Origin of the sequence: Solibacillus sp. R5-41 (assembly GCF_002736105.1) — a bacterium.
Lineage (GTDB): Bacteria > Bacillota > Bacilli > Bacillales_A > Planococcaceae > Solibacillus.
The window spans coordinates 107501-127281 of sequence record NZ_CP024123.1 but is presented as its reverse complement, the minus strand read 5'-3'; the positions used below and the strand labels follow the sequence as shown (position 1 = coordinate 127281).

The following is a 19781-nucleotide window of genomic DNA, read 5'->3' as shown; positions in this document are numbered from 1 at the left end:
ACGAACGGGATAAGGAATAAAGTGGTCCATTTATTGGTACGCAATTATTCCACCTCCCGTACTCCCTTTAAATGCAAAGTCTGCATTTTCGGTGACTTGTCCATTTCTAATAACGCACAAATTAATGGAGCTATTTGTAATTGAGAAACCGCTTCTTCATAAATACCAGGTTGTACCTTTGACGAAATAATAAATAACGGCACTTCCCGATCATCCGCTGTATTCCCACCGTGATTGCCATCAGCTGTCATTCCGTGATCGGCCGTTACGATGATTTGATAGTCTTTTTCTAGCCATGACGGAATTGAAAGTGCTAATAAGCCATCCGAAGCTAACACACGATTGCGATATTGTGGTGAATCTGCCGTAAATTTATGCCCATCATCGTCAATATTCATCGGATGAATATACAATAAATCTGGTGCGAATTGCTGGGTTAAATAATGTGCATCCGCAAACACATGCGAGTCTGGATAATGATCTTCAAAATAGTAAACACCGTTTTGAATGGGCCCATCTGAATGAAGCTGAATACGATCAGAAAAGTGCTGAAATGGCGCTTTTTGATAAAGCTCGCTCACCCAATAATACGCTGCTGCTGCCGTCTTTTTTTGTGCGGCTTTTGCTAAATGGAAGATACTTTCTTCTTTTGATGTTCGTGCTATATAATTATGTACAACGCCATGCTCGATTGCTGGTGTTCCTGTACAAATTGTTTCATACATCGGACGTGATAGTGCTGGGAGCTCTCCCTTGACTTTGTAACGTGCAGCTTTCCCTTGCTCTACTAAATGTTGCATGAACCCTAAATGGGTACATGCAACATCAAAACGTAGTGCATCCAGTACAATGACGACAACTTTATTTGACATGGATTAACACCTTCTCTTGCCATAATGTTGGTATTTGAGCAGTCGTTTCCTTCCAAGCATCGAAGTCTTCTACTGGTTGTGCATTTTCATATAAATCCGCATCTAATAATAATGATTTTGCTTCATCCGATAATTTCGCATTTTCACGAATTGGACGCGCATATCCTTTTGCTAAGTTGTCTTGTCCTTCATCCGACAAAATATATTCACGTGCTAACATGGCCGCGTGCGGGTTTTTTGCATATTTATTTATAATTGTTGCATAGCCTGACACAACTGATGCATCAGATGGAATCGTTACATCAAAACGGTCTTTGTCAATTTGCTCACGGTAGCCAAGTGCGTTGAAGTCCCATAATAACGCAATTTCAACTTCCCCTTTTTCTAAATTTGCAATTGATGGATCTGTTGTTAAAAGACGACCTTGTTCAGCTAGCTTCGCGAAATATTCGATTCCTGGCTCGATATTCTTTTCATCGCCACCGTTTGCAAAAGCCGCTGATAAAATCGCAAATTGGGCTTGGTTTGCTGTCAAAGCATCCCCTACTGCCACTTTATAATTTGAATTTAAAAGCTCTTCCCATGAAGTTGGAATTTTAGCTACTTTATTTTTATCTGCTAAAAAAGAAATCGTTCCTGTATAGCCAACAACCCAGTCGCCATCATCATCCTTTGCCCACTCTGGAATGTCATCCCAATAGGATGTTTTATACGCAAGTGTTAAATCCTTTTGTTCTGCAATGGGTCCATACGCAATCCCGACGTCGCCAATATCTGCTGAAGCATTTTCTTTTTCTGCCTCGAATTTAGCGATTTCTTCCGCGCTCGACATATCTGTATCTACATGCTTCAAGCTATAATTTGCCGCTAGCTCTTCCCATGTTTCCTTCCAGTTTGCCCAAGTGTCTGGCATCCCAACTGAATTGACTTTACCTTCTTCTTTTGCCTTCTCTTCAATTTCTTCTAACTTTAAATTTCCAAAGTCTTGTGCACTACCTGAATCTACATCATTACTACATGCCGCTAAAGTACCCACCGATAAAACTATTGCCGCTAATAAATGATTTCTCCACTTCATGAAAAGACCCCACTTTTGTTTTATTTTGAATCTTTCCAAACTATACAATTCAAAAGTTAAGCAACAATTAAACAAAGATTAAGTATCTATTAATATTTGTAAATAATTGTTATATCCACAAAACTACCCAGAGATTAAAAGGTCAAAAGTAAATTAGGTTTACTAGGTCATGGGGGTTTTGTGGCTAAATTTTAAAATATCTATTCTACCTATCTTCCACATAAATATCGCAAATCTTTAGAAATTTAAAATAAACAAATCAAGTATGCGAAATCACAAATGAAATATACTATCTCCACATGCGTGAAGATTATTTATTAAAAATATTTAATTTTACGTAACGTTAATAGACTATGTACGTCTAATCCCTTTGTAGTCAAACAACTAGAAAAAGAGGAGTGTATATGATGAAAAAAATGATAGTTATTATGCTAACGATGGTGATAGCACTGGTCATTTCAGCATGTTCTGGAGACAAATCTTCTACAACCGAGGATAAAACTACGACAATTGAAACAAGTCATTCTGCAAAGGAAATGACTGAGCAAATGGTGACAGAAGTTGAGCAACCTGCACTAATGGAATTAACGGCAGAAGAATTAACAAATTTATATAATTTAGATGCTACAAAGCTTGAGGATTTCTCCGTTCGGGTTCCAATGATGAGCGTAAAAACAAATGAAATTGCCATTTTTAAAGTGAAAGACGTAAATGATGTCGCGGAAGTATTAGCCGCAGTAAAACAAAGAGCGGAAAATGTAATGAAGCAATTCGAACAATACCTTCCGGATCAATACGAAAATGCAAAAAATCACAAAATAGTAACAAAAGGTAATTATGTATTATTTGTAATTTCTGAACAAGCAGATAAACTAATTACAGTTTACGATCGCTTCTTCGAAGAAAAATAAACGGCTATGGTATTTAGTAGTCTTCTTTTCCTATTCTTGTTCTTGCCGGCAATGTTAACGCTTTATTATTGTTCTCCAAGAAAGTTTAAAAATCTCATTTTATTTATTATGAGTCTTATCTTTTATGCGTGGGGCGAGCCCGTATACATCGTCATCATGTTAGTGTCTACGCTGACAGATTATTGTTTCGGTCTGCTCCTTGATAAACCGAATGCGACCCCGTTAAAACGCAAGGGCATTGTTGCCTGTTCCATTATTGTGAACCTCTTGCTATTATCCTATTTTAAATATGCTGATTTTCTCATTCAGAATGTCAATACGTTACTGGAAACGAATATCCCGTTAACCGAACTTCCTTTGCCTATCGGAATCTCCTTTTATACGTTCCAATCGATGTCTTATATCATCGATGTTTATAGAGGAAGCGCTAAAGCACAGCGAAACTGGATAGACTTCGGCACATATGTCGCTCTGTTCCCACAATTAGTGGCAGGGCCGATTGTGAAATATAGTACGATTGCAGAACAGCTAAAACAGCGTACTGAAAATATGCAGATGTTCGCAGAGGGTGTTCGTAGGTTTACCATTGGACTAGCGAAGAAGGTGCTACTTGCCAACAACATCGGCTTGCTGTGGGATACCATTTCGAGCTCTAATTCAGCATCGATGCCTGTGTTAACAGCCTGGTTAGGTATTATCGCATTTGCTTTTCAAATTTACTTTGATTTTAGTGGTTATTCAGATATGGCTATTGGTCTCGGTCTAATGTTTGGTTTCCGATTTAACGAAAATTTCAATAAACCATATATTGCGCAGAGCATTACAGACTTTTGGCGAAGATGGCATATATCGCTTAGCAGTTGGTTTCGCGAATATGTCTACATTCCGCTTGGTGGCAATCGACGAGGGTTAGCCATTCAAACCCGTAATATTTTAATTGTTTGGATGCTGACAGGCTTTTGGCATGGCGCAAGCTGGAACTTTATACTATGGGGATTGTATTTTGGTGTCATTCTTATATTTGAAAAATGGTGGGGATTAGCATTACTTCAACGTGCACCGCGTTGGATTAGACATTTTTATGCTATTATTCTCATTCTTATTGGGTGGGTGCTATTTGCCTTTGACGAGCCTTCTCTGATTATTGGCTATTTGGCTGCCATGTGGGGGTTCAATGGTCAAGCACTGTGGGACAACGAAACAATATACTTCTTTTATACAAATGCCGCGCTGCTTATCGGATTAGTCATCGCTTCTTTACCGTTGAAGCCATGGACAAGATTATCGATTACTCATTTAGCTTGGTATGGAGTTCTCTATTTACTTTCCGTTGCCTATTTAGTAGATGCTACGTTTAACCCATTTTTATATTTCCGTTTTTAGGGAGGCAAACTTTATGAAGCATCTATCAGAGCGATTATTAGTCGTCGGATTTGTTAGTTCTACGTTTTTAATCACAGTACTTTTTTTCATTTTGCCTCATCAACGCTTTTCCGAGCTAGAAAATAGGTATTTACAGGCAGCGCCACAACTAACTTGGGATAACTTGATGTCCAAGAAATTTGCCGAAGAGGCGGAGAGTTTCATTACAGATCACTTTCCGTTTCGAGACAAATGGTTATGGGTTAAATCAACGTCAGAACAAGCCCGTTTGCAACAAGAAAATAACGGAATCTACCAAGGTAAAGACGGCTATTTATTTGAAAGATTTTCCGAGCCTGACTATACAAAGGTTCAGCGATATACAGATTCGGTAAATAGATTTGCAAGCAATCATCCGACAGTGAAAATGACATTCATGCTTGCCCCCACATCGATTGGCATCTATCCGGAACGATTACCTTGGTTGGCACCGTCATATCCTCAAAGAGACGTTAATCGTTTTATCGGTCATCAAATAGATGATGAGGTAACCTTCATAGACGGCTTAGATGTGCTCTCACCACATGCATCAGAAGTGATTTATTATCGAACTGATCATCATTGGACAACATACGGAGCCTATTTGGCTTACGTTGCCTATGCAGAGCAACAAGGGTGGAATTCACTCTCACAAAAAGATTTTTCGATTAAAACTGTGAGTAATACATTTCTAGGGAGCTATCATACAAGGAGTCAGTTTACGGGTTTAACGCCGGATGTAATTCAAACCTATATACCTCGTAATCCCGTTCCTACAGAAATGTATATCGCCGATGAAGATAAAACTGTGACAAGTATGTATGATGGAAGTTTTTTAACGAAGAAGGATCAATATTCATATTTCCTAGGTGGGGTTCATGCACTTTTGAAACTAACAACTGCGCTTGACCCAGATCAAATTGAACAAGATAAGCTTCTAGTGATGAAAGACTCTTATGCACACAATCTACTCCCATTCCTCACAAATCATGTATCAGAAATTCATGTGATTGACCTACGTTATTTTAATGGTAATATAGGAGATTATTTGTCCGAGAATGGCATTAAGGATGTGCTATTTTTATTTAACACAGCTACCTTAGTGGAAGATGCAGCGCTTTTGAAACTAAATATGTAAAGCGATCTCTGTATTCTTCGCTCCAATCCAAAAGTACATCAACTGTAGGCATTGATGTGCTTTTGAATAAAATTTTGCTTATAAAATCGGATTGGTCTAGCTTCCTTCCTCATAATAAAATTCATATGCCAACTACTTTTTTATGTTTACGATAAGAGAAAACACTTGTGTTCAAATACTTACATGTCGGTTCAATTATGATTGAATTAGATGGAATACCCGCTTTTTTTTTACAGTAAGTCGATTGTCAATGCGGTACTTTTAAGTCTGCTCATGGATATACATAAAATCATACTCGTAGCCAAGATTTTTGAATTTTAAATACACATCTGCATTGAATTCTAATTTCTCCTGTATTAAAGCTGTACCAACTTATCCTTAGAAATAATTAGGATTACATTGTTCCACTCCTATTTTGTGAATAGTCCCTGAGGTAAATTTCCCGTTATATACGTTTTTATCTCATCAACTTCCTTAAAAATAAAGTAATTAATTTCGCATGTTTAGGCTGACATGAGAGCAACTAGTGATATTTGAATAAGGGACACCTACCTACTCATATAGTAGCAGAGGTGAGAGGCAGTTTTTATTAATAAAGAGGATGGTGTAGTTGACGAATCAAATAAATTGGTTTTTAGTGTTGCAATTAGGGATGGCTCTGTTTTGGATTGTGACTTACATACTAATTATAAGGCGTGCATTTCGAGATAAGGCATATGGCATGCCGATGGTCGCGATTTGTGCAAATATTTCATGGGAATTCATTTTTGCATTCATATACCCCCTAAATGATTTACAACAGAAAATCACGATTATTTGGTTTGCTTTGGATATTGTCATATTGATGCAGTATTTAATGTATGGTCGAAAGGAATTTAAAAAGTACCTTTCCAAAAAGCTTTTTTATGCAAGTTTTTTCATAACATTAGGTCTTAGCTTTCTCATCATACTGGCGATTACACAGGAGTTTAATGATTTCGAAGGCAAATATACAGCTTTTTCACAAAATCTAATGATGTCGGGCTTGTTTATTTCTTTATTGTTTTGGCGAGGGAATTTAAAAGGTCAATCTTTAGCTATTGCATTCTTTAAAATGCTAGGGACTTTATGTGCTTCCATAGCTTTCTTTCTCTATTTCAAAACAAGCATGATCACGATAATTAGTGTTGCTATTTTTATTTATGATTGGATTTACATTGTATTAGTTTACAAGTATAGAAAAAAAAATAATGTACAAAGATAAAAATTGTTTGAATGTATATAGGGGTGTACATAAAGAACACTACTCTGTTAGTTAACATGGACACCCTTACTTGCGACTAGTAGTTCGCATATCTCAACGCCCATAGTGAACTTTCATCACCTAGTTGACGCTCATACCCCACACAACAAAAAAGCCGAAATGTTTTTTCCATCTCGACTCATCCATTTATTCTTTTGAGGTAGGCCTACTACCTAATCTGTTCTCAATCAATTCATCTGCTTCAATTTTCATCTCATCTGTAATAGATGTATACACCTTTGCAAGCGCTGCTAAAATAACAAACGTATCATCCGTTAATCCCGCAAGAGGTAAAAAATCAGCCACTAAATCTAATGGGAAAATGAAATAACCGAGTGCACCCAGCATAATTAATTTATTCGCTTTTGGCATGTCCGGACTTTTTAATGCCACATATAATGTTGTAGCGGCATGCAATGCTTTATAGCCAAGTCCCCCACCAAAGCCTTTCATTTTACCTAGAAACTTTTTATCTGAGTAATGCTTATCTTGTCCTTCAATCATTTTATCCAATTTGAAATTTCCACTCATGATGATTCCCCCTCTTTAGAAATACCTGCTTTATGGTATTGTACCCATTCAATCCAATAGTAAGACAACTTCTTTTCATTTGTATTTACGATTGCTTCAATGAATAGTTTCATGAGCGTCCGTTATTTTTTCTAAAATTCACCCATAACTGCTGTGAAATTTTTGCAGGGTGCATCACTTCATCATAATAAATAACCGAATTTTTTCTTAATTTTGCATGTCCAATCGGCACTTCATACAGCTGTACTTTACGCCGGATGGCTTCAACGAGCATATTCGTATCAAAGCTAAAAGATTCTCCCTTGACCTGGTGAAGCCATGCTAAATGTTGCCTTGGAACATAGCGTAAGCCTGTTTGTATATCTAGCAAACGCTTATGAAAGAACAGTTCAAATAACATCGAGTTGGCGCGGTTATGGAGATGATGAAGCACCGAGTAATCCGAGTTTTTAAACTCTCTTACGCCTAAAATAATGCCATCTGAAAAAATTTTTGTACTCGAAATCATTTGCTCAACATCCAGAACGGAATGCTGCCCATGTGCCCCAACCGTAATGATTCCCTTACCATGGAATGGGGAATTCAACAAATAACGAAGCCCCGTTTTAATTGAGTGCCCTTTCCCATAATTTTGTTCGTGCGTTAAAACGACATGGCCATTATTATGTAAAGTTTTAAACGTTTTTTTATATTTTTCATCGCTACCATCATTAATAATTATAATTTTTTCAACAGCTAATTTTTCAAGCTTTTCAACAAACTCAATAATCGTTGGCAAAGGATTTAATGCCGGGATCAGTACAACGACTGGCTCCATTTTCACACGCCCCCATTTACTAGTCCAATTGACTAAAGTTTAACGAGAAATGACATTAAATACAATGGCGTGAAAAAATACATTTTGTAGCTTAGGCAATAAATAAAAGGTAAGCTCGAATAAAATATTTCTTTTCGGACTTACCTTCTAGTTATCTTGAATTCATTTTTTTTGATTTGGTTGGATGTGTGCTGAAAAAACTTAAAATAAGCGTCAAACCTGCGATAATACCAAATACATAAGAATACGACATAAACGCTTTGAATGCCCAAGTAGAAATAGGGAGGCTATGCATTTTATCTGGAATAAAATCCAAGTTCGAAAGTGTTGCTAACAAAGGATAACCACACAAAAGGACTAGACAAGGAATCGCCACACACCAGAATAAAGATGCATTCATTTTTACTGACCATTTTTTCACAAAAATAAACGAAAGATAAAATCCAAATAAAATTGGGTGAATTACATCGAACCACAAAACAGGGATTACATTAAATTCCGTACTCGCAGTTTGTTTCATTTGATTTTCAAAATCTAAACTGAAATTGACGAATATAATTAATCCGATAACCCAAATGATTTTCCAAAAATAAGGAACAAATTTCTCCATTTAAACTCCTCCAATCAATAATGATAATTCATCATTCTTTGTATTACATCGATTCGTCTTTACATCGTTACACCTACTAATTTTTATTTTCATAATATCATACATCATTTTACATTTATTCCTCCACTCGGATAGATATTTCACTTTACTCATATTCTTCCGATAAAAAGTATAATAAAAAAGATATAGTTTAACAAAATCATACACAAAAAGTAGACAACGAATGTATGAAAGGAGTGCGTACTTTAATGGTAAATCGCGACTTACTTACAAATATTTGTAACACCATTCCCAAAACTCATCGTCCATTAGCTGAAGCATTGCAAGGTGCGGCACGCTATACGATTTCAAAACCTACTCTTTCCTTAAAAAAATCGAATATCGCACTCAGTATTATTGTTCGCGATTTATATGAAAAAGACATGATCCAATCAGGAGAGAGTTTCGAGCTTCGTACCCTCCTCCTTAACAAAAAATTTGCCGAGAACATTCATCCTCGACGTATATATTTATTGATGAATTTAATACAAAAAATGACGACGATTTCCTCTAACGCTATTGTCGATACAAAGGCGGCGAAAATCGCACTTGATTATTTAATCGATTTAACAGATTGGTACTTACAGCGCTTAACACCAGGAGAGAAACTTGCACAAGCTGCTTTTTTTGATTTAAATGAAATGTATATACCGCTTCAACTACCAAATCTTGATTTTCCAGAGCATGATTATGAGGATGCCGCACATTGTTTTTTAGTAGCGGCCAATGAAGGAAGTAGTAGCGCACAGTACAATCTCGGCTTTTTATATAATCATGGCAATGGCGTGAAGAAAAATTATCTAATAGCAGCCAAATGGTATACACTAGCGGCTGAACAAAATGATTCGAATGCACAATATGCACTAGGTGTGTTATATCAGCTTGGACAAGGGGTTGACCAGAATGTGCAAAAAGCGGCTCAGCTCTATGAGTTAGCAGCTCATGCTGGCAATGCAGATGCACAGTACAATCTCGGCTCCCTTTACAATCAAGGCCTAGGGGTCGAACAAAATTTCCAAAAAGCCGCTCACTGGTATGAAAAAGCGGCTCAGCAAAACTATACAAGTGCATTAAATAACCTAGGTTTTTTATATCATGATGGCAAAGGAGTCGAACAAAGCTATGTACAAGCTGCTGCACTCTTTACCAAAGCGGCCGGTGCGGGGGATGCAAGTGCCCAGTACAATCTAGGCTATTTATTTAATAATGGACGAGGGGTCGAACAATCTTATAAACAAGCGGCGCAGTGGTTTTTAACGGCGGCAATGCAGGGACATACAAACGCTCAATTTCAATTAGCCCTACTTTATAAAACTGGGAAAGGCATACAAAAAAATGAAGAAGAATCGGTAAAATGGCTCACCCTTGCAGCGAATAGCGGTCATACAAATGCTCAATATTCACTTGGACTTATCTATAAACAACAACATTCAAAGCAATCCATTTTTTTAGCAATCGAGTGGCTTTCAAAAGCGGCAGCTAATGAACATATTAGCGCAAACTACGATCTTGGCATCATTTATTTATCGCTTGAACAATTTGACAGTGCAGTCAAATGGTTAAAACGCGCAGCCATTCAAAACCATGCACAGGCACAATTCCAATTAGCAATGCTTGCTTTAGACAAGGGAAATAATTTCCCAAATTATAACGAGGCATTTAAATGGTTGCAGGCAGCATCAAGTCAAAATGATACAAATGCAGAATTTCAGCTTGGTCTACTTTATGAGCAAGGTCTAGGTACCGCAATCAACTTTGATGAAGCGCGACGTAGCTATCGTCTTGCGGCTGACCAAGGACATATCGAGGCTCAGTACAAGCTAGGTAATATTTTTGATAAAGGGCTCGGAGTTAAACGGGATTATCAGGAAGCAGCGAAATGGATTATGCCTGCAGCTACTAAGGGCTTTGCAAAAGCGCAATTTCAGCTAGCTCAAATGTATGCAAATGGTGAAGGGGTTATACATGACTATAAAGAGGCGGCCAAATGGTATCGCTTAGCCGCACAACAAGGGCATATCAAGGCCCAATTCCAACTAGGGATGCTTTATAAAAAAGGACACGGTGTCGCCCAAGACTATGCTGAAGCTACACGCTGGCTGAAACAATCCATCGAACAGGAACTTTAAAAAATATGGCTGCCCTACTTATTGGACAGCCCTACCTTTTTTAATATGCCTTCACGACTTGTGCAATTTGCTCATGAAAAGCTTGTCGTGCTTGTTCTATATTAACCGTATGATTTTGCTCCTCTAATGCCTCTCCAATCGCGACAATTGCTTGTTCAAGCATCGAAGCTGTTGTATTCCCCATATGTTATGTCCGATACGGAATGCCTTACCCGTAAGATGCGCTAGTGAACCCGCTACAATAATCCCTCTTTTGGCTAAACTTGTACGAAATGCGCCATCCTCAATTCCTTCTGGATATAAAATACAGCTTAATGTTGGAGCGGCAACGTACTCATTTGCTAAAGGCGTCATACCATATGAACGAAGCGCTGCACGAACAGCTTTACCAAATGCAATATGGCGTGTCTCGCGTGTTTCCATTCCTTCCGTTAAAACAATTTTCAAGGCTGCATCATAAGCGTAAATTAAATTCACAGGTGGCGTAGCAAAATAGGTTGCTGGATTGTCCATTACCCCTCTCCAACAATTAATATCCGCATAATAAGCTGGAATCGATCCTAATGCTTCACGTGCCGCTAATGCTTGCTCACTAACTGCAATAATAGCAAGGCCTGGTGGGATACCAATCGCTTTTTGTGAACCTGTTAACACAACATCGATTTTATAAGCTTCATTTCCCCCATACGCTTTACTCATATCTTCTTTGAGCGCAGCCGTTGCAACAACGCCATCAACAATTACGAGTGCACCCGCTTCTTTAATAATCGGCACTAATGCTTCTAAATCTGACATTACCCCCGTTGAAGTATCTGCATGTGTAATTGTCACGGCTTTAAATGTTTTCATTTTTAATGTTTCTGCAACAAGCTGTGGATCTACTCGTTCTCCCCAAGCTGACTGTAAAACTTCCACTTCAATATCAAACGCATTGGCAAGTGGTGTAAAGCGATCTCCAAAGTATCCATGACTAATGACAAGAAGGCGTTCTCCTTTTCCGACTGTGTTAACAATCGCCATCTCCATTGCCAATGTACCTGAACCCGCTACTACATAAACTTCACTATTTGTATTGAATAACTTTTTCGTTTGCTCAATGGCATTTTTAAAAATCGCTACAAAGCGTGGATCAGTGTGACCATGTGTTTCACTCGCAAGTGCCTCATAAATTTCATCAACGACAGGTGTCGGTCCTGGTACAAGCAATAATTCTTGATTCTTCATTTTTTTATCCCCTTTTGAATGTTGTTCTGTCTCATAGGTCCCAAAATAGAAAATGTCCTTCTAGCCCCATCCCGACTAAAAAGACATTTTCCATTCAATAATTCTTACAAAATTTTAAAATAACCCCTAAGTTTTAAGTGTCTATTAATTGGGAGGCAACCCAACTATATTCGCTCTAAATCGCGTTCCAATTCGATTTAACTGCGTAGTAGAGAAATGTTGAAATATATTCAAATCTTCCTTTTACCATATAAAATAAAGCTAGTCTTTCGTTTCGGCATATCGACTTTCCCGCTTGTTCCCCAACAGCGGTCTCGTATTTTAAAAGGTTTCTAGGATGTTTTGTATAAACAATTTATTCATAGTGATTCCCCCTGATAAGTAAATGATAACAATTTGACATCACCCATCTTAATCAATCACTACTTTTATAATACTTCCCACTCAGTACTGAGTGGGAAGTAATGAATTAATTAAACAAATTGCTCAGTTTCTGTAGAACCGGCCATTGCTGTTGTTGATGATGTACCACCAGAGATAACTTGTGATACGTCGTCAAAGTAACCAGTACCAACTTCACGTTGGTGACGAGTAGCTGTATAGCCTTTTGATTCTGACGCAAATTCAGCTTGTTGTAATTTAGAGTATGCTGCCATACCGTTGTCTTTGTAGTCATGCGCAAGTTCAAACATAGAGTGATTTAATGAGTGGAAACCCGCTAATGTTACGAACTGGAACTTGTAACCCATTTTACCAAGCTCACGTTGGTACTCAGCAATCACATCCTCAGAAAGGTTTGCTTTCCAGTTGAATGATGGTGAACAGTTGTACGCAAGCATTTTTCCTGGGAACTGTGCATGGATTGCATCAGCAAATTCACGAGCTTCCTCAAGAGAAGGCTTAGATGTCTCACACCAGATTAAATCTGCATATGGCGCGTAAGCTAAACCACGAGCGATTGCTTGTTTGATACCTGGCTTTGTACGGAAGAAGCCTTCTGGTGTACGTTCGCCAGTGATGAACTCTGCATCACGTGGATCGATATCAGATGTTACCATATCAGCTGCATCAGCATCTGTACGAGCGATTAAAACTGTATTCACACCAATTGTATCAGCAGCTAGACGAGCAGCAATTAAGTTACGTACTGCATTTTGAGTTGGTAATAAAACTTTACCACCTAAGTGACCGCATTTTTTCTCAGAAGCTAATTGATCTTCTAAGTGTACGCCCGATGCACCCGCTTCGATCATACCTTTTACAAGCTCGAATACGTTTAGTGGACCACCGAAACCAGCCTCAGCATCTGCTACGATTGGTGCGAACCAGTCGAACTCATCTTCGCGTCCTTCAGCATGATCAATTTGGTCAGCACGTTGTAGTGCTTGGTTAATACGTTTAACCACTTGCGGTACAGAGTTTGCTGGATATAAAGATTGGTCAGGATACATTTGACCTGCGATGTTAGCATCAGCTGCTACTTGCCACCCCGATAAGTAGATTGCTTTTAATCCTGCTTTTACTTGTTGAATTGCTTGGTTTCCCGTAAGTGCACCAAGTGCATTGATGAATGGCTCTTCATGTAAAGAGTTCCATAAACGTTTAGCTCCACGTGTTGCTAAAGTTTGCTCAAGTACTACTGACCCCTGTAATTTCACAACTTCTTCAGCTGAATACGCACGTTCAATACCATTCCAACGTGGGTTTTCTGCCCAATCCTTTTGTAAAGCCTCAATTTTCTGTTGACGAGTTGACATGTTAAATTTCCACCTTCCCATTTGTATTTAAAGAAATATATTCTGCTATGAAAATTGTTACCCCATCTGTTCCATAACAGTTATCTTTGATGTAATATACTATATAACAGGAGGTTTTAATTTTCATTATTTTCTGACAAAACAGTTTATTATTGTGATAGAATATACTTTTTATGGGATGAATTACTAAAACATGGATAATACAGAGGGGGATACTTCACGATGATTTTTGAAGATTTAAAAATCAGCACAGAGGAAATTGCGCAATTTAATACTATTTTAGAAGAGTGGATTCCAAATGATGCATCCATCGCCATTGCATTCGAGGATATGTTTGTTTACTTTCGTTCAGGGCATCAAAAAATTTCTTTAGCACTCGGCTCCAAAGTTCCAACAAATAGTATTGCGTATAAAGTATTAAAAACAAGAAAGAAAACGGAGGCTATCATGGAGAACTTGATGTTTGAAACACCGTATTATGCAATTGGTTATCCAATAATAATTAATGAAAAATTCGGTGCGCTCGTTGTCGTTCTCCCGCCATTATTTAATATAAAAAACGCTGAAACATATCGTTTTATTACAGGGAAACAGGCAGAAGATTGGAGTCCGATTCCAATAGATCAAATATCTCATTTTGAAAGTTTACAAAAAAGAACTTGGTTTTATAAAAATGGCGAACAATATAAAACAACAGTCACATTAAAAGAATTACAAATACGTTTGCCTGATACATTCATTCGTATCCATCGTTCTTACATCGTCAATGTTTACTCTATTAACAAAATATCGCGTGACCTTACATCAAATTTTATTGTGTTCTTAAAAGATGGAACAGAACTTCCAATAAGCCAATCTTATATTAATAATTTACGCGCACAATTGGAATTTTAACTTTTATAACTTTACTGAATGATTTATTAATAGCGGAAGAAAAAAATGTACACTAGAAATTCAATTATAGTAGTGTACATTTTTTGTACTCATTATTAAAATCTATTCTTGCAATACATTCTGCATAAAATTTTGTGGCATTTCCCTGTTACTATACTTTCATTACAGGATTTATATATTAATTAGCAAATGTTGTATTATTCCTTCTGCCCTGTAACTAAAAAAATTGGAAAGCTATTTTCTATTAGAATGAAAATTATCGGCAAGTTTCATGCCAATAGAAGTAATTGTCTATTTCACTTTATACAGTCAAACTCCCTTTGCAGAAAAATTTTAGCAGTCGTCAATCGACATTTCATGGGAGGATTCTGTCGAAAAAAACAAAAAACCCACTGATTTCTCAGTGGGTTTTAATTTGCGAAGCGATGTCCTACTCTCACAGGGGGAAGCCCCCAACTACCATCGGCGCTAAAGAGCTTAACTTCCGTGTTCGGTATGGGAACGGGTGTGACCTCTTTGCCATCATCACTTCACTATGAAAGATTGTTCTTTCAAAACTGGATAAACGTTTCATTGAAATTGTGCAATAAATTGTGGTTAAGTCCTCGACCGATTAGTATTCGTCAGCTCCATATGTCGCCACACTTCCACCTCGAACCTATCTACCTGATCGTCTTTCAGGGGTCTTACTTACTTGCGTAATGGGAAATCTCATCTTGAGGGGGGCTTCATGCTTAGATGCTTTCAGCACTTATCCCGTCCACACATAGCTACCCAGCGATGCCTTTGGCAAGACAACTGGTACACCAGCGGTGTGTCCATCCCGGTCCTCTCGTACTAAGGACAGCTCCTCTCAAATTTCCTACGCCCACGACGGATAGGGACCGAACTGTCTCACGACGTTCTGAACCCAGCTCGCGTACCGCTTTAATGGGCGAACAGCCCAACCCTTGGGACCGACTACAGCCCCAGGATGCGATGAGCCGACATCGAGGTGCCAAACCTCCCCGTCGATGTGGACTCTTGGGGGAGATAAGCCTGTTATCCCCGGGGTAGCTTTTATCCGTTGAGCGATGGCCCTTCCATGCGGAACCACCGGATCACTAAGCCCGTCTTTCGACCCTGCTCGACTTGTAGGTCTCGCAGTCAAGCTCCCTTATGCCTTTACACTCTACGAATGATTTCCAACCATTCTGAGGGAACCTTTGGGCGCCTCCGTTACTCTTTAGGAGGCGACCGCCCCAGTCAAACTGTCCGCCTGACACTGTCTCCTACCCCGTTAAGGGGCATGGGTTAGAAGTTCAATACAACCAGGGTAGTATCCCACTGACGCCTCCTTCGAAGCTGGCGCTCCGAGATCTCTGGCTCCTACCTATCCTGTACAAGTTGTACCAAAATTCAATATCAGGCTACAGTAAAGCTCCACGGGGTCTTTCCGTCCTGTCGCGGGTAACCTGCATCTTCACAGGTACTATAATTTCACCGAGTCTCTCGTTGAGACAGTGCCCAGATCGTTACGCCTTTCGTGCGGGTCGGAACTTACCCGACAAGGAATTTCGCTACCTTAGGACCGTTATAGTTACGGCCGCCGTTTACTGGGGCTTCAATTCGTAGCTTCGCTTGCGCTAACCACTCCTCTTAACCTTCCAGCACCGGGCAGGCGTCAGCCCCTATACTTCACCTTACGGTTTTGCAGAGACCTGTGTTTTTGCTAAACAGTCGCCTGGGCCTATTCACTGCGGCTCTCGTGCGCTTGCACGCTCAAGAGCACCCCTTCTCCCGAAGTTACGGGGTCATTTTGCCGAGTTCCTTAACGAGAGTTCTCTCGCACACCTTAGGATTCTCTCCTCGACTACCTGTGTCGGTTTGCGGTACGGGCACCTCTCACCTCGATAGAGGCTTTTCTTGGCAGTGTGAAATCAGGAACTTCGTCCATACGGACTCGTCATCACAGCTCAACGTATCAGTGTGCGGATTTGCCTACACACACGCCTTACTGCTTGAACAGAGACAACCAACGCTCTGCTTACCCTATCCTACTGCGTCCCCCCATTTCTCAAACGGTGAGGAGGTGGTACAGGAATATCAACCTGTTGTCCATCGCCTACGCCTATCGGCCTCGGCTTAGGTCCCGACTAACCCTGAGCGGACGAGCCTTCCTCAGGAAACCTTAGTCATACGGTGGACGGGATTCTCACCCGTCTTTCGCTACTCATACCGGCATTCTCACTTCTAAGCGCTCCACCAGTCCTTCCGGTCTGACTTCAACGCCCTTAGAACGCTCTCCTACCACGCATCCATACGGATGCATCCACAGCTTCGGTGAATCGTTTAGCCCCGATAAATTTTCGGCGCAGCGTCACTCGACCAGTGAGCTATTACGCACTCTTTAAATGGTGGCTGCTTCTAAGCCAACATCCTGGTTGTCTAAGCAACGCCACATCCTTTTCCACTTAACGATTACTTTGGGACCTTAGCTGGTGGTCTGGGCTGTTTCCCTCTTGACTACGGATCTTATCACTCGCAGTCTGACTCCCGTGTATAAATATCTGGCATTCGGAGTTTGTCTGAATTCGGTAAAGCGAGATGCCCCCCTAGTCCAAACAGTGCTCTACCTCCAGTATTCTCAATCACGAGGCTAGCCCTAAAGCTATTTCGGAGAGAACCAGCTATCTCCAGGTTCGATTGGAATTTCTCCGCTACCCACACCTCATCCCCGCACTTTTCAACGTGCGTGGGTTCGGGCCTCCAGTAAGTGTTACCTCACCTTCACCCTGGACATGGGTAGATCACCTGGTTTCGGGTCTACGACCACGTACTAATTCGCCCTATTCAGACTCGCTTTCGCTGCGGCTCCGTCTCATCAACTTAACCTCGCACGTAATCGTAACTCGCCGGTTCATTCTACAAAAGGCACGCTATCACCCATTAACGGGCTCTAACTACTTGTAGGCACACGGTTTCAGGATCTATTTCACTCCCCTTCCGGGGTGCTTTTCACCTTTCCCTCACGGTACTGGTTCACTATCGGTCACTAGGTAGTATTTAGCCTTGGGAGATGGTCCTCCCAGATTCCGACGGAATTTCACGTGTTCCGCCGTACTCAGGATACATTCAAGAGGGAATGAGGTTTCACTTACAGGGCTTTTACCTTCTATGGCGGGCCTTTCCAAGCCGCTTCAACTATCTCATTCTTTTGTAACTCCGTATAGAATGTCCTACAACCCCAAAGAGCAAGCTCTTTGGTTTGGGCTCTTCCCGTTTCGCTCGCCGCTACTCAGGGAATCGAATTTTCTTTCTGTTCCTGCAGGTACTTAGATGTTTCAGTTCCCTGCGTCTGTCCTCAACACGCTATGTATTCACGTGAAGATACTATGTGATTAAACATAGTGGGTTCCCCCATTCGGAAATCTCTGGATCAAAGCTTACTTACAGCTCCCCAAAGCATATCGGTGTTAGTGCCGTCCTTCTTCGACTCCTAGTGCCAAGGCATCCACCGTGCGCCCTTATTAACTTAACCAATAAGTTACACTTACTCAAATGAGTAAGATTTTAAAAGATTGCACGATCAATTTCTTGATCATTTGTTTGTTTATTGCTTTCAATGTCGTTTTATCCAGTTTTCAAAGAACAAGTTGGTTTTGCTTTGCAATGAATTTATCACAAAGTCAAATTTTGGTGGAGCCTAGCGGGATCGAACCGCTGACCTCCTGCGTGCAAGGCAGGCGCTCTCCCAGCTGAGCTAAGGCCCCATTTAAATTAAGAGGTATATAAAGTAAATTTATATGGTGGGCCTAAATGGACTCGAACCATCGACCTCACGCTTATCAGGCGTGCGCTCTAACCAGCTGAGCTATAGGCCCTCTTAGAAGTTATAAAATTTATTCATAAACCTTCAAAACTGAACAGCAAACGTTAATGTTTCATTCCATAAGGAATGATTCCGAATATATCCTTAGAAAGGAGGTGATCCAGCCGCACCTTCCGATACGGCTACCTTGTTACGACTTCACCCCAATCATCTATCCCACCTTCGGCGGCTGGCTCCATAAAGGTTACCCCACCGACTTCGGGTGTTACAAACTCTCGTGGTGTGACGGGCGGTGTGTACAAGGCCCGGGAACGTATTCACCGCGGCATGCTGATCCGCGATTACTAGCGATTCCGGCTTCATGTAGGCGAGTTGCAGCCTACAATCCGAACTGAGAACGGTTTTATCGGATTAGCTCCCCCTCGCGGGTTGGCAACCGTTTGTACCGTCCATTGTAGCACGTGTGTAGCCCAGGTCATAAGGGGCATGATGATTTGACGTCATCCCCACCTTCCTCCGGTTTGTCACCGGCAGTCTCCTTAGAGTGCCCAACTAAATGATGGCAACTAAGAATAAGGGTTGCGCTCGTTGCGGGACTTAACCCAACATCTCACGACACGAGCTGACGACAACCATGCACCACCTGTCACCGTTGTCCCCGAAGGGAAAACTGTATCTCTACAGTGGTCAATGGGATGTCAAGACCTGGTAAGGTTCTTCGCGTTGCTTCGAATTAAACCACATGCTCCACCGCTTGTGCGGGCCCCCGTCAATTCCTTTGAGTTTCAGTCTTGCGACCGTACTCCCCAGGCGGAGTGCTTAATGCGTTAGCTGCAGCACTGAGGGGCGGAAACCCCCCAACACTTAGCACTCATCGTTTACGGCGTGGACTACCAGGGTATCTAATCCTGTTTGCTCCCCACGCTTTCGCGCCTCAGTGTCAGTTACAGACCAGATAGTCGCCTTCGCCACTGGTGTTCCTCCAAATCTCTACGCATTTCACCGCTACACTTGGAATTCCACTATCCTCTTCTGCACTCAAGTTTCCCAGTTTCCAATGACCCTCCACGGTTGAGCCGTGGGCTTTCACATCAGACTTAAGAAACCACCTGCGCGCGCTTTACGCCCAATAATTCCGGACAACGCTTGCCACCTACGTATTACCGCGGCTGCTGGCACGTAGTTAGCCGTGGCTTTCTAACAAGGTACCGTCAAGGTAGCGCCAGTTACTACGCTACTTGTTCTTCCCTTGCAACAGAGTTTTACGAACCGAAATCCTTCTTCACT

General features: G+C 40.6%; 14 protein-coding genes, 2 tRNA genes and 3 rRNA genes (1 of these 19 cut by a window edge). 6 read left to right on the top strand and 13 right to left on the bottom strand.

All coding sequences use genetic code 11. From position 1 onward, the window contains the following. Positions 1 to 44: 44 nt before the first annotated feature. Entirely contained in the window at positions 45 to 872 is an 828-nt protein-coding gene (locus tag CSE16_RS00630) for an alkaline phosphatase family protein (protein ID WP_099422090.1), read from the bottom strand. Further along, entirely contained in the window at positions 862 to 1950 is a 1089-nt protein-coding gene (locus tag CSE16_RS00625; protein ID WP_099422089.1) for an ABC transporter substrate-binding protein, read from the bottom strand. Before CSE16_RS00625 ends, CSE16_RS00630 begins: the two co-directional genes overlap by 11 nt. A gap of 407 nt (positions 1951 to 2357) precedes the next feature. Between CSE16_RS00625 and CSE16_RS00620 the strand changes: the two genes are divergently transcribed. From CSE16_RS00620 to CSE16_RS00605, 4 genes are all read left to right on the top strand, one after another. Then, a complete protein-coding gene (locus CSE16_RS00620) occupies positions 2358 to 2861 on the top strand; it encodes a DUF4358 domain-containing protein (protein ID WP_253896136.1) in 504 nt (167 codons plus the stop codon). A 6-nt stretch (positions 2862 to 2867) separates the two neighbouring features. Next, positions 2868 to 4244, top strand: a complete 1377-nt coding sequence (locus CSE16_RS00615; protein WP_099422087.1) for an MBOAT family O-acyltransferase — start codon at positions 2868 to 2870, stop codon at positions 4242 to 4244. A gap of 13 nt (positions 4245 to 4257) precedes the next feature. Continuing rightward, positions 4258 to 5400 carry a DHHW family protein gene (locus CSE16_RS00610; protein ID WP_099422086.1) on the top strand — a complete coding sequence of 381 codons (1143 nt, stop codon included), beginning with the start codon at positions 4258 to 4260 and terminating at the stop codon, positions 5398 to 5400. Positions 5401 to 6010: 610 nt separating this feature from the next. Further along, the gene (locus tag CSE16_RS00605) at positions 6011 to 6643 is read left to right on the top strand and encodes a transmembrane-type terpene cyclase (protein ID WP_099422085.1); all 633 of its coding nucleotides are present in this window, start codon (positions 6011 to 6013) and stop codon (positions 6641 to 6643) included. A 186-nt stretch (positions 6644 to 6829) separates the two neighbouring features. Here CSE16_RS00605 and CSE16_RS00600 read toward each other — a convergent pair whose 3' ends face one another. The 3 genes from CSE16_RS00600 to CSE16_RS00590 all read right to left on the bottom strand — a co-directional run bounded on the left by CSE16_RS00600 (position 6830) and on the right by CSE16_RS00590 (position 8640). Beyond that, positions 6830 to 7213: a YkvA family protein gene (locus CSE16_RS00600; RefSeq protein ID WP_099422084.1), complete on the bottom strand. Its 384-nt coding sequence runs from the start codon at positions 7211 to 7213 to the stop codon at positions 6830 to 6832. 109 nt (positions 7214 to 7322) lie between these two features. Beyond that, positions 7323 to 8030 (bottom strand): glycosyltransferase family 2 protein, encoded by a 708-nt coding sequence (locus tag CSE16_RS00595; protein ID WP_099422083.1) that lies wholly within the window; start codon positions 8028 to 8030, stop codon positions 7323 to 7325. Positions 8031 to 8181: 151 nt separating this feature from the next. Beyond that, positions 8182 to 8640 (bottom strand): hypothetical protein, encoded by a 459-nt coding sequence (locus CSE16_RS00590; RefSeq protein WP_099422082.1) that lies wholly within the window; start codon positions 8638 to 8640, stop codon positions 8182 to 8184. Positions 8641 to 8888: 248 nt separating this feature from the next. Here CSE16_RS00590 and CSE16_RS00585 point away from each other — a divergent pair, with 248 nt between their 5' ends. Then, the gene (locus tag CSE16_RS00585) at positions 8889 to 10808 is read left to right on the top strand and encodes a tetratricopeptide repeat protein (RefSeq protein WP_099422081.1); all 1920 of its coding nucleotides are present in this window, start codon (positions 8889 to 8891) and stop codon (positions 10806 to 10808) included. 40 nt (positions 10809 to 10848) lie between these two features. Here CSE16_RS00585 and CSE16_RS22130 read toward each other — a convergent pair whose 3' ends face one another. The 3 genes from CSE16_RS22130 to aceA all read right to left on the bottom strand — a co-directional run bounded on the left by CSE16_RS22130 (position 10849) and on the right by aceA (position 13789). Further along, the gene (locus tag CSE16_RS22130; protein ID WP_371514514.1) at positions 10849 to 10971 is read right to left on the bottom strand and encodes a hypothetical protein; all 123 of its coding nucleotides are present in this window, start codon (positions 10969 to 10971) and stop codon (positions 10849 to 10851) included. After that, positions 10932 to 12032 carry a pyridoxal-phosphate-dependent aminotransferase family protein gene (locus CSE16_RS00580; RefSeq protein ID WP_371514513.1) on the bottom strand — a complete coding sequence of 367 codons (1101 nt, stop codon included), beginning with the start codon at positions 12030 to 12032 and terminating at the stop codon, positions 10932 to 10934. The genes CSE16_RS22130 and CSE16_RS00580 overlap by 40 nt, the downstream gene beginning before the upstream one ends. Before the next feature lie 473 nt (positions 12033 to 12505). Then, positions 12506 to 13789, bottom strand: coding sequence for an isocitrate lyase (aceA, locus tag CSE16_RS00575; RefSeq protein WP_099422080.1), 1284 nt, complete (start codon positions 13787 to 13789; stop codon positions 12506 to 12508). Positions 13790 to 14011: 222 nt separating this feature from the next. Here aceA and CSE16_RS00570 point away from each other — a divergent pair, with 222 nt between their 5' ends. Then, positions 14012 to 14683 (top strand): LytTR family DNA-binding domain-containing protein, encoded by a 672-nt coding sequence (locus tag CSE16_RS00570; protein ID WP_099422079.1) that lies wholly within the window; start codon positions 14012 to 14014, stop codon positions 14681 to 14683. 417 nt (positions 14684 to 15100) lie between these two features. Here the strand turns inward: CSE16_RS00570 and rrf are convergent. The 5 genes from rrf to CSE16_RS00545 all read right to left on the bottom strand — a co-directional run. Further along, positions 15101 to 15216: ribosomal RNA gene (gene rrf, locus CSE16_RS00565) — 5S ribosomal RNA — on the bottom strand. A gap of 60 nt (positions 15217 to 15276) precedes the next feature. After that, positions 15277 to 18203 (bottom strand): 23S ribosomal RNA (locus tag CSE16_RS00560). A gap of 156 nt (positions 18204 to 18359) precedes the next feature. Beyond that, positions 18360 to 18435: transfer RNA gene (locus CSE16_RS00555), tRNA-Ala, on the bottom strand. Between the two features lie 34 nt (positions 18436 to 18469). Continuing rightward, positions 18470 to 18546: transfer RNA gene (locus CSE16_RS00550), tRNA-Ile, on the bottom strand. Between the two features lie 96 nt (positions 18547 to 18642). Then, positions 18643 to 19781: ribosomal RNA gene (locus tag CSE16_RS00545) — 16S ribosomal RNA — on the bottom strand (it continues 418 nt past the right edge of the window). Together the 16S, 23S and 5S rRNA genes with 2 tRNA genes alongside form the textbook arrangement of a ribosomal RNA operon.

Excerpts from the sequence above, each read along its gene's own strand:
- CSE16_RS00630 (WP_099422090.1), bottom strand. The coding sequence starts at position 872 with ATGTCAAATAAAGTTGTCGTCATTGTACTGGATGCACTACGTTTTGAT.
- CSE16_RS00625 (WP_099422089.1), bottom strand. The coding sequence starts at position 1,950 with ATGAAGTGGAGAAATCATTTATTAGCGGCAATAGTTTTATCGGTGGGT.
- CSE16_RS00620 (WP_253896136.1), top strand. The coding sequence starts at position 2,358 with ATGAAAAAAATGATAGTTATTATGCTAACGATGGTGATAGCACTGGTC.
- CSE16_RS00615 (WP_099422087.1), top strand. The coding sequence starts at position 2,868 with ATGGTATTTAGTAGTCTTCTTTTCCTATTCTTGTTCTTGCCGGCAATG.
- CSE16_RS00610 (WP_099422086.1), top strand. The coding sequence starts at position 4,258 with ATGAAGCATCTATCAGAGCGATTATTAGTCGTCGGATTTGTTAGTTCT.
- CSE16_RS00600 (WP_099422084.1), bottom strand. The coding sequence starts at position 7,213 with ATGAGTGGAAATTTCAAATTGGATAAAATGATTGAAGGACAAGATAAG.
- CSE16_RS00595 (WP_099422083.1), bottom strand. The coding sequence starts at position 8,030 with ATGGAGCCAGTCGTTGTACTGATCCCGGCATTAAATCCTTTGCCAACG.
- CSE16_RS00590 (WP_099422082.1), bottom strand. The coding sequence starts at position 8,640 with ATGGAGAAATTTGTTCCTTATTTTTGGAAAATCATTTGGGTTATCGGA.
- CSE16_RS00585 (WP_099422081.1), top strand. The coding sequence starts at position 8,889 with ATGGTAAATCGCGACTTACTTACAAATATTTGTAACACCATTCCCAAA.
- CSE16_RS22130 (WP_371514514.1), bottom strand. The coding sequence starts at position 10,971 with ATGCTTGAACAAGCAATTGTCGCGATTGGAGAGGCATTAGAGGAGCAA.
- CSE16_RS00580 (WP_371514513.1), bottom strand. The coding sequence starts at position 12,032 with ATGAAGAATCAAGAATTATTGCTTGTACCAGGACCGACACCTGTCGTT.
- aceA (WP_099422080.1), bottom strand. The coding sequence starts at position 13,789 with ATGTCAACTCGTCAACAGAAAATTGAGGCTTTACAAAAGGATTGGGCA.
- CSE16_RS00570 (WP_099422079.1), top strand. The coding sequence starts at position 14,012 with ATGATTTTTGAAGATTTAAAAATCAGCACAGAGGAAATTGCGCAATTT.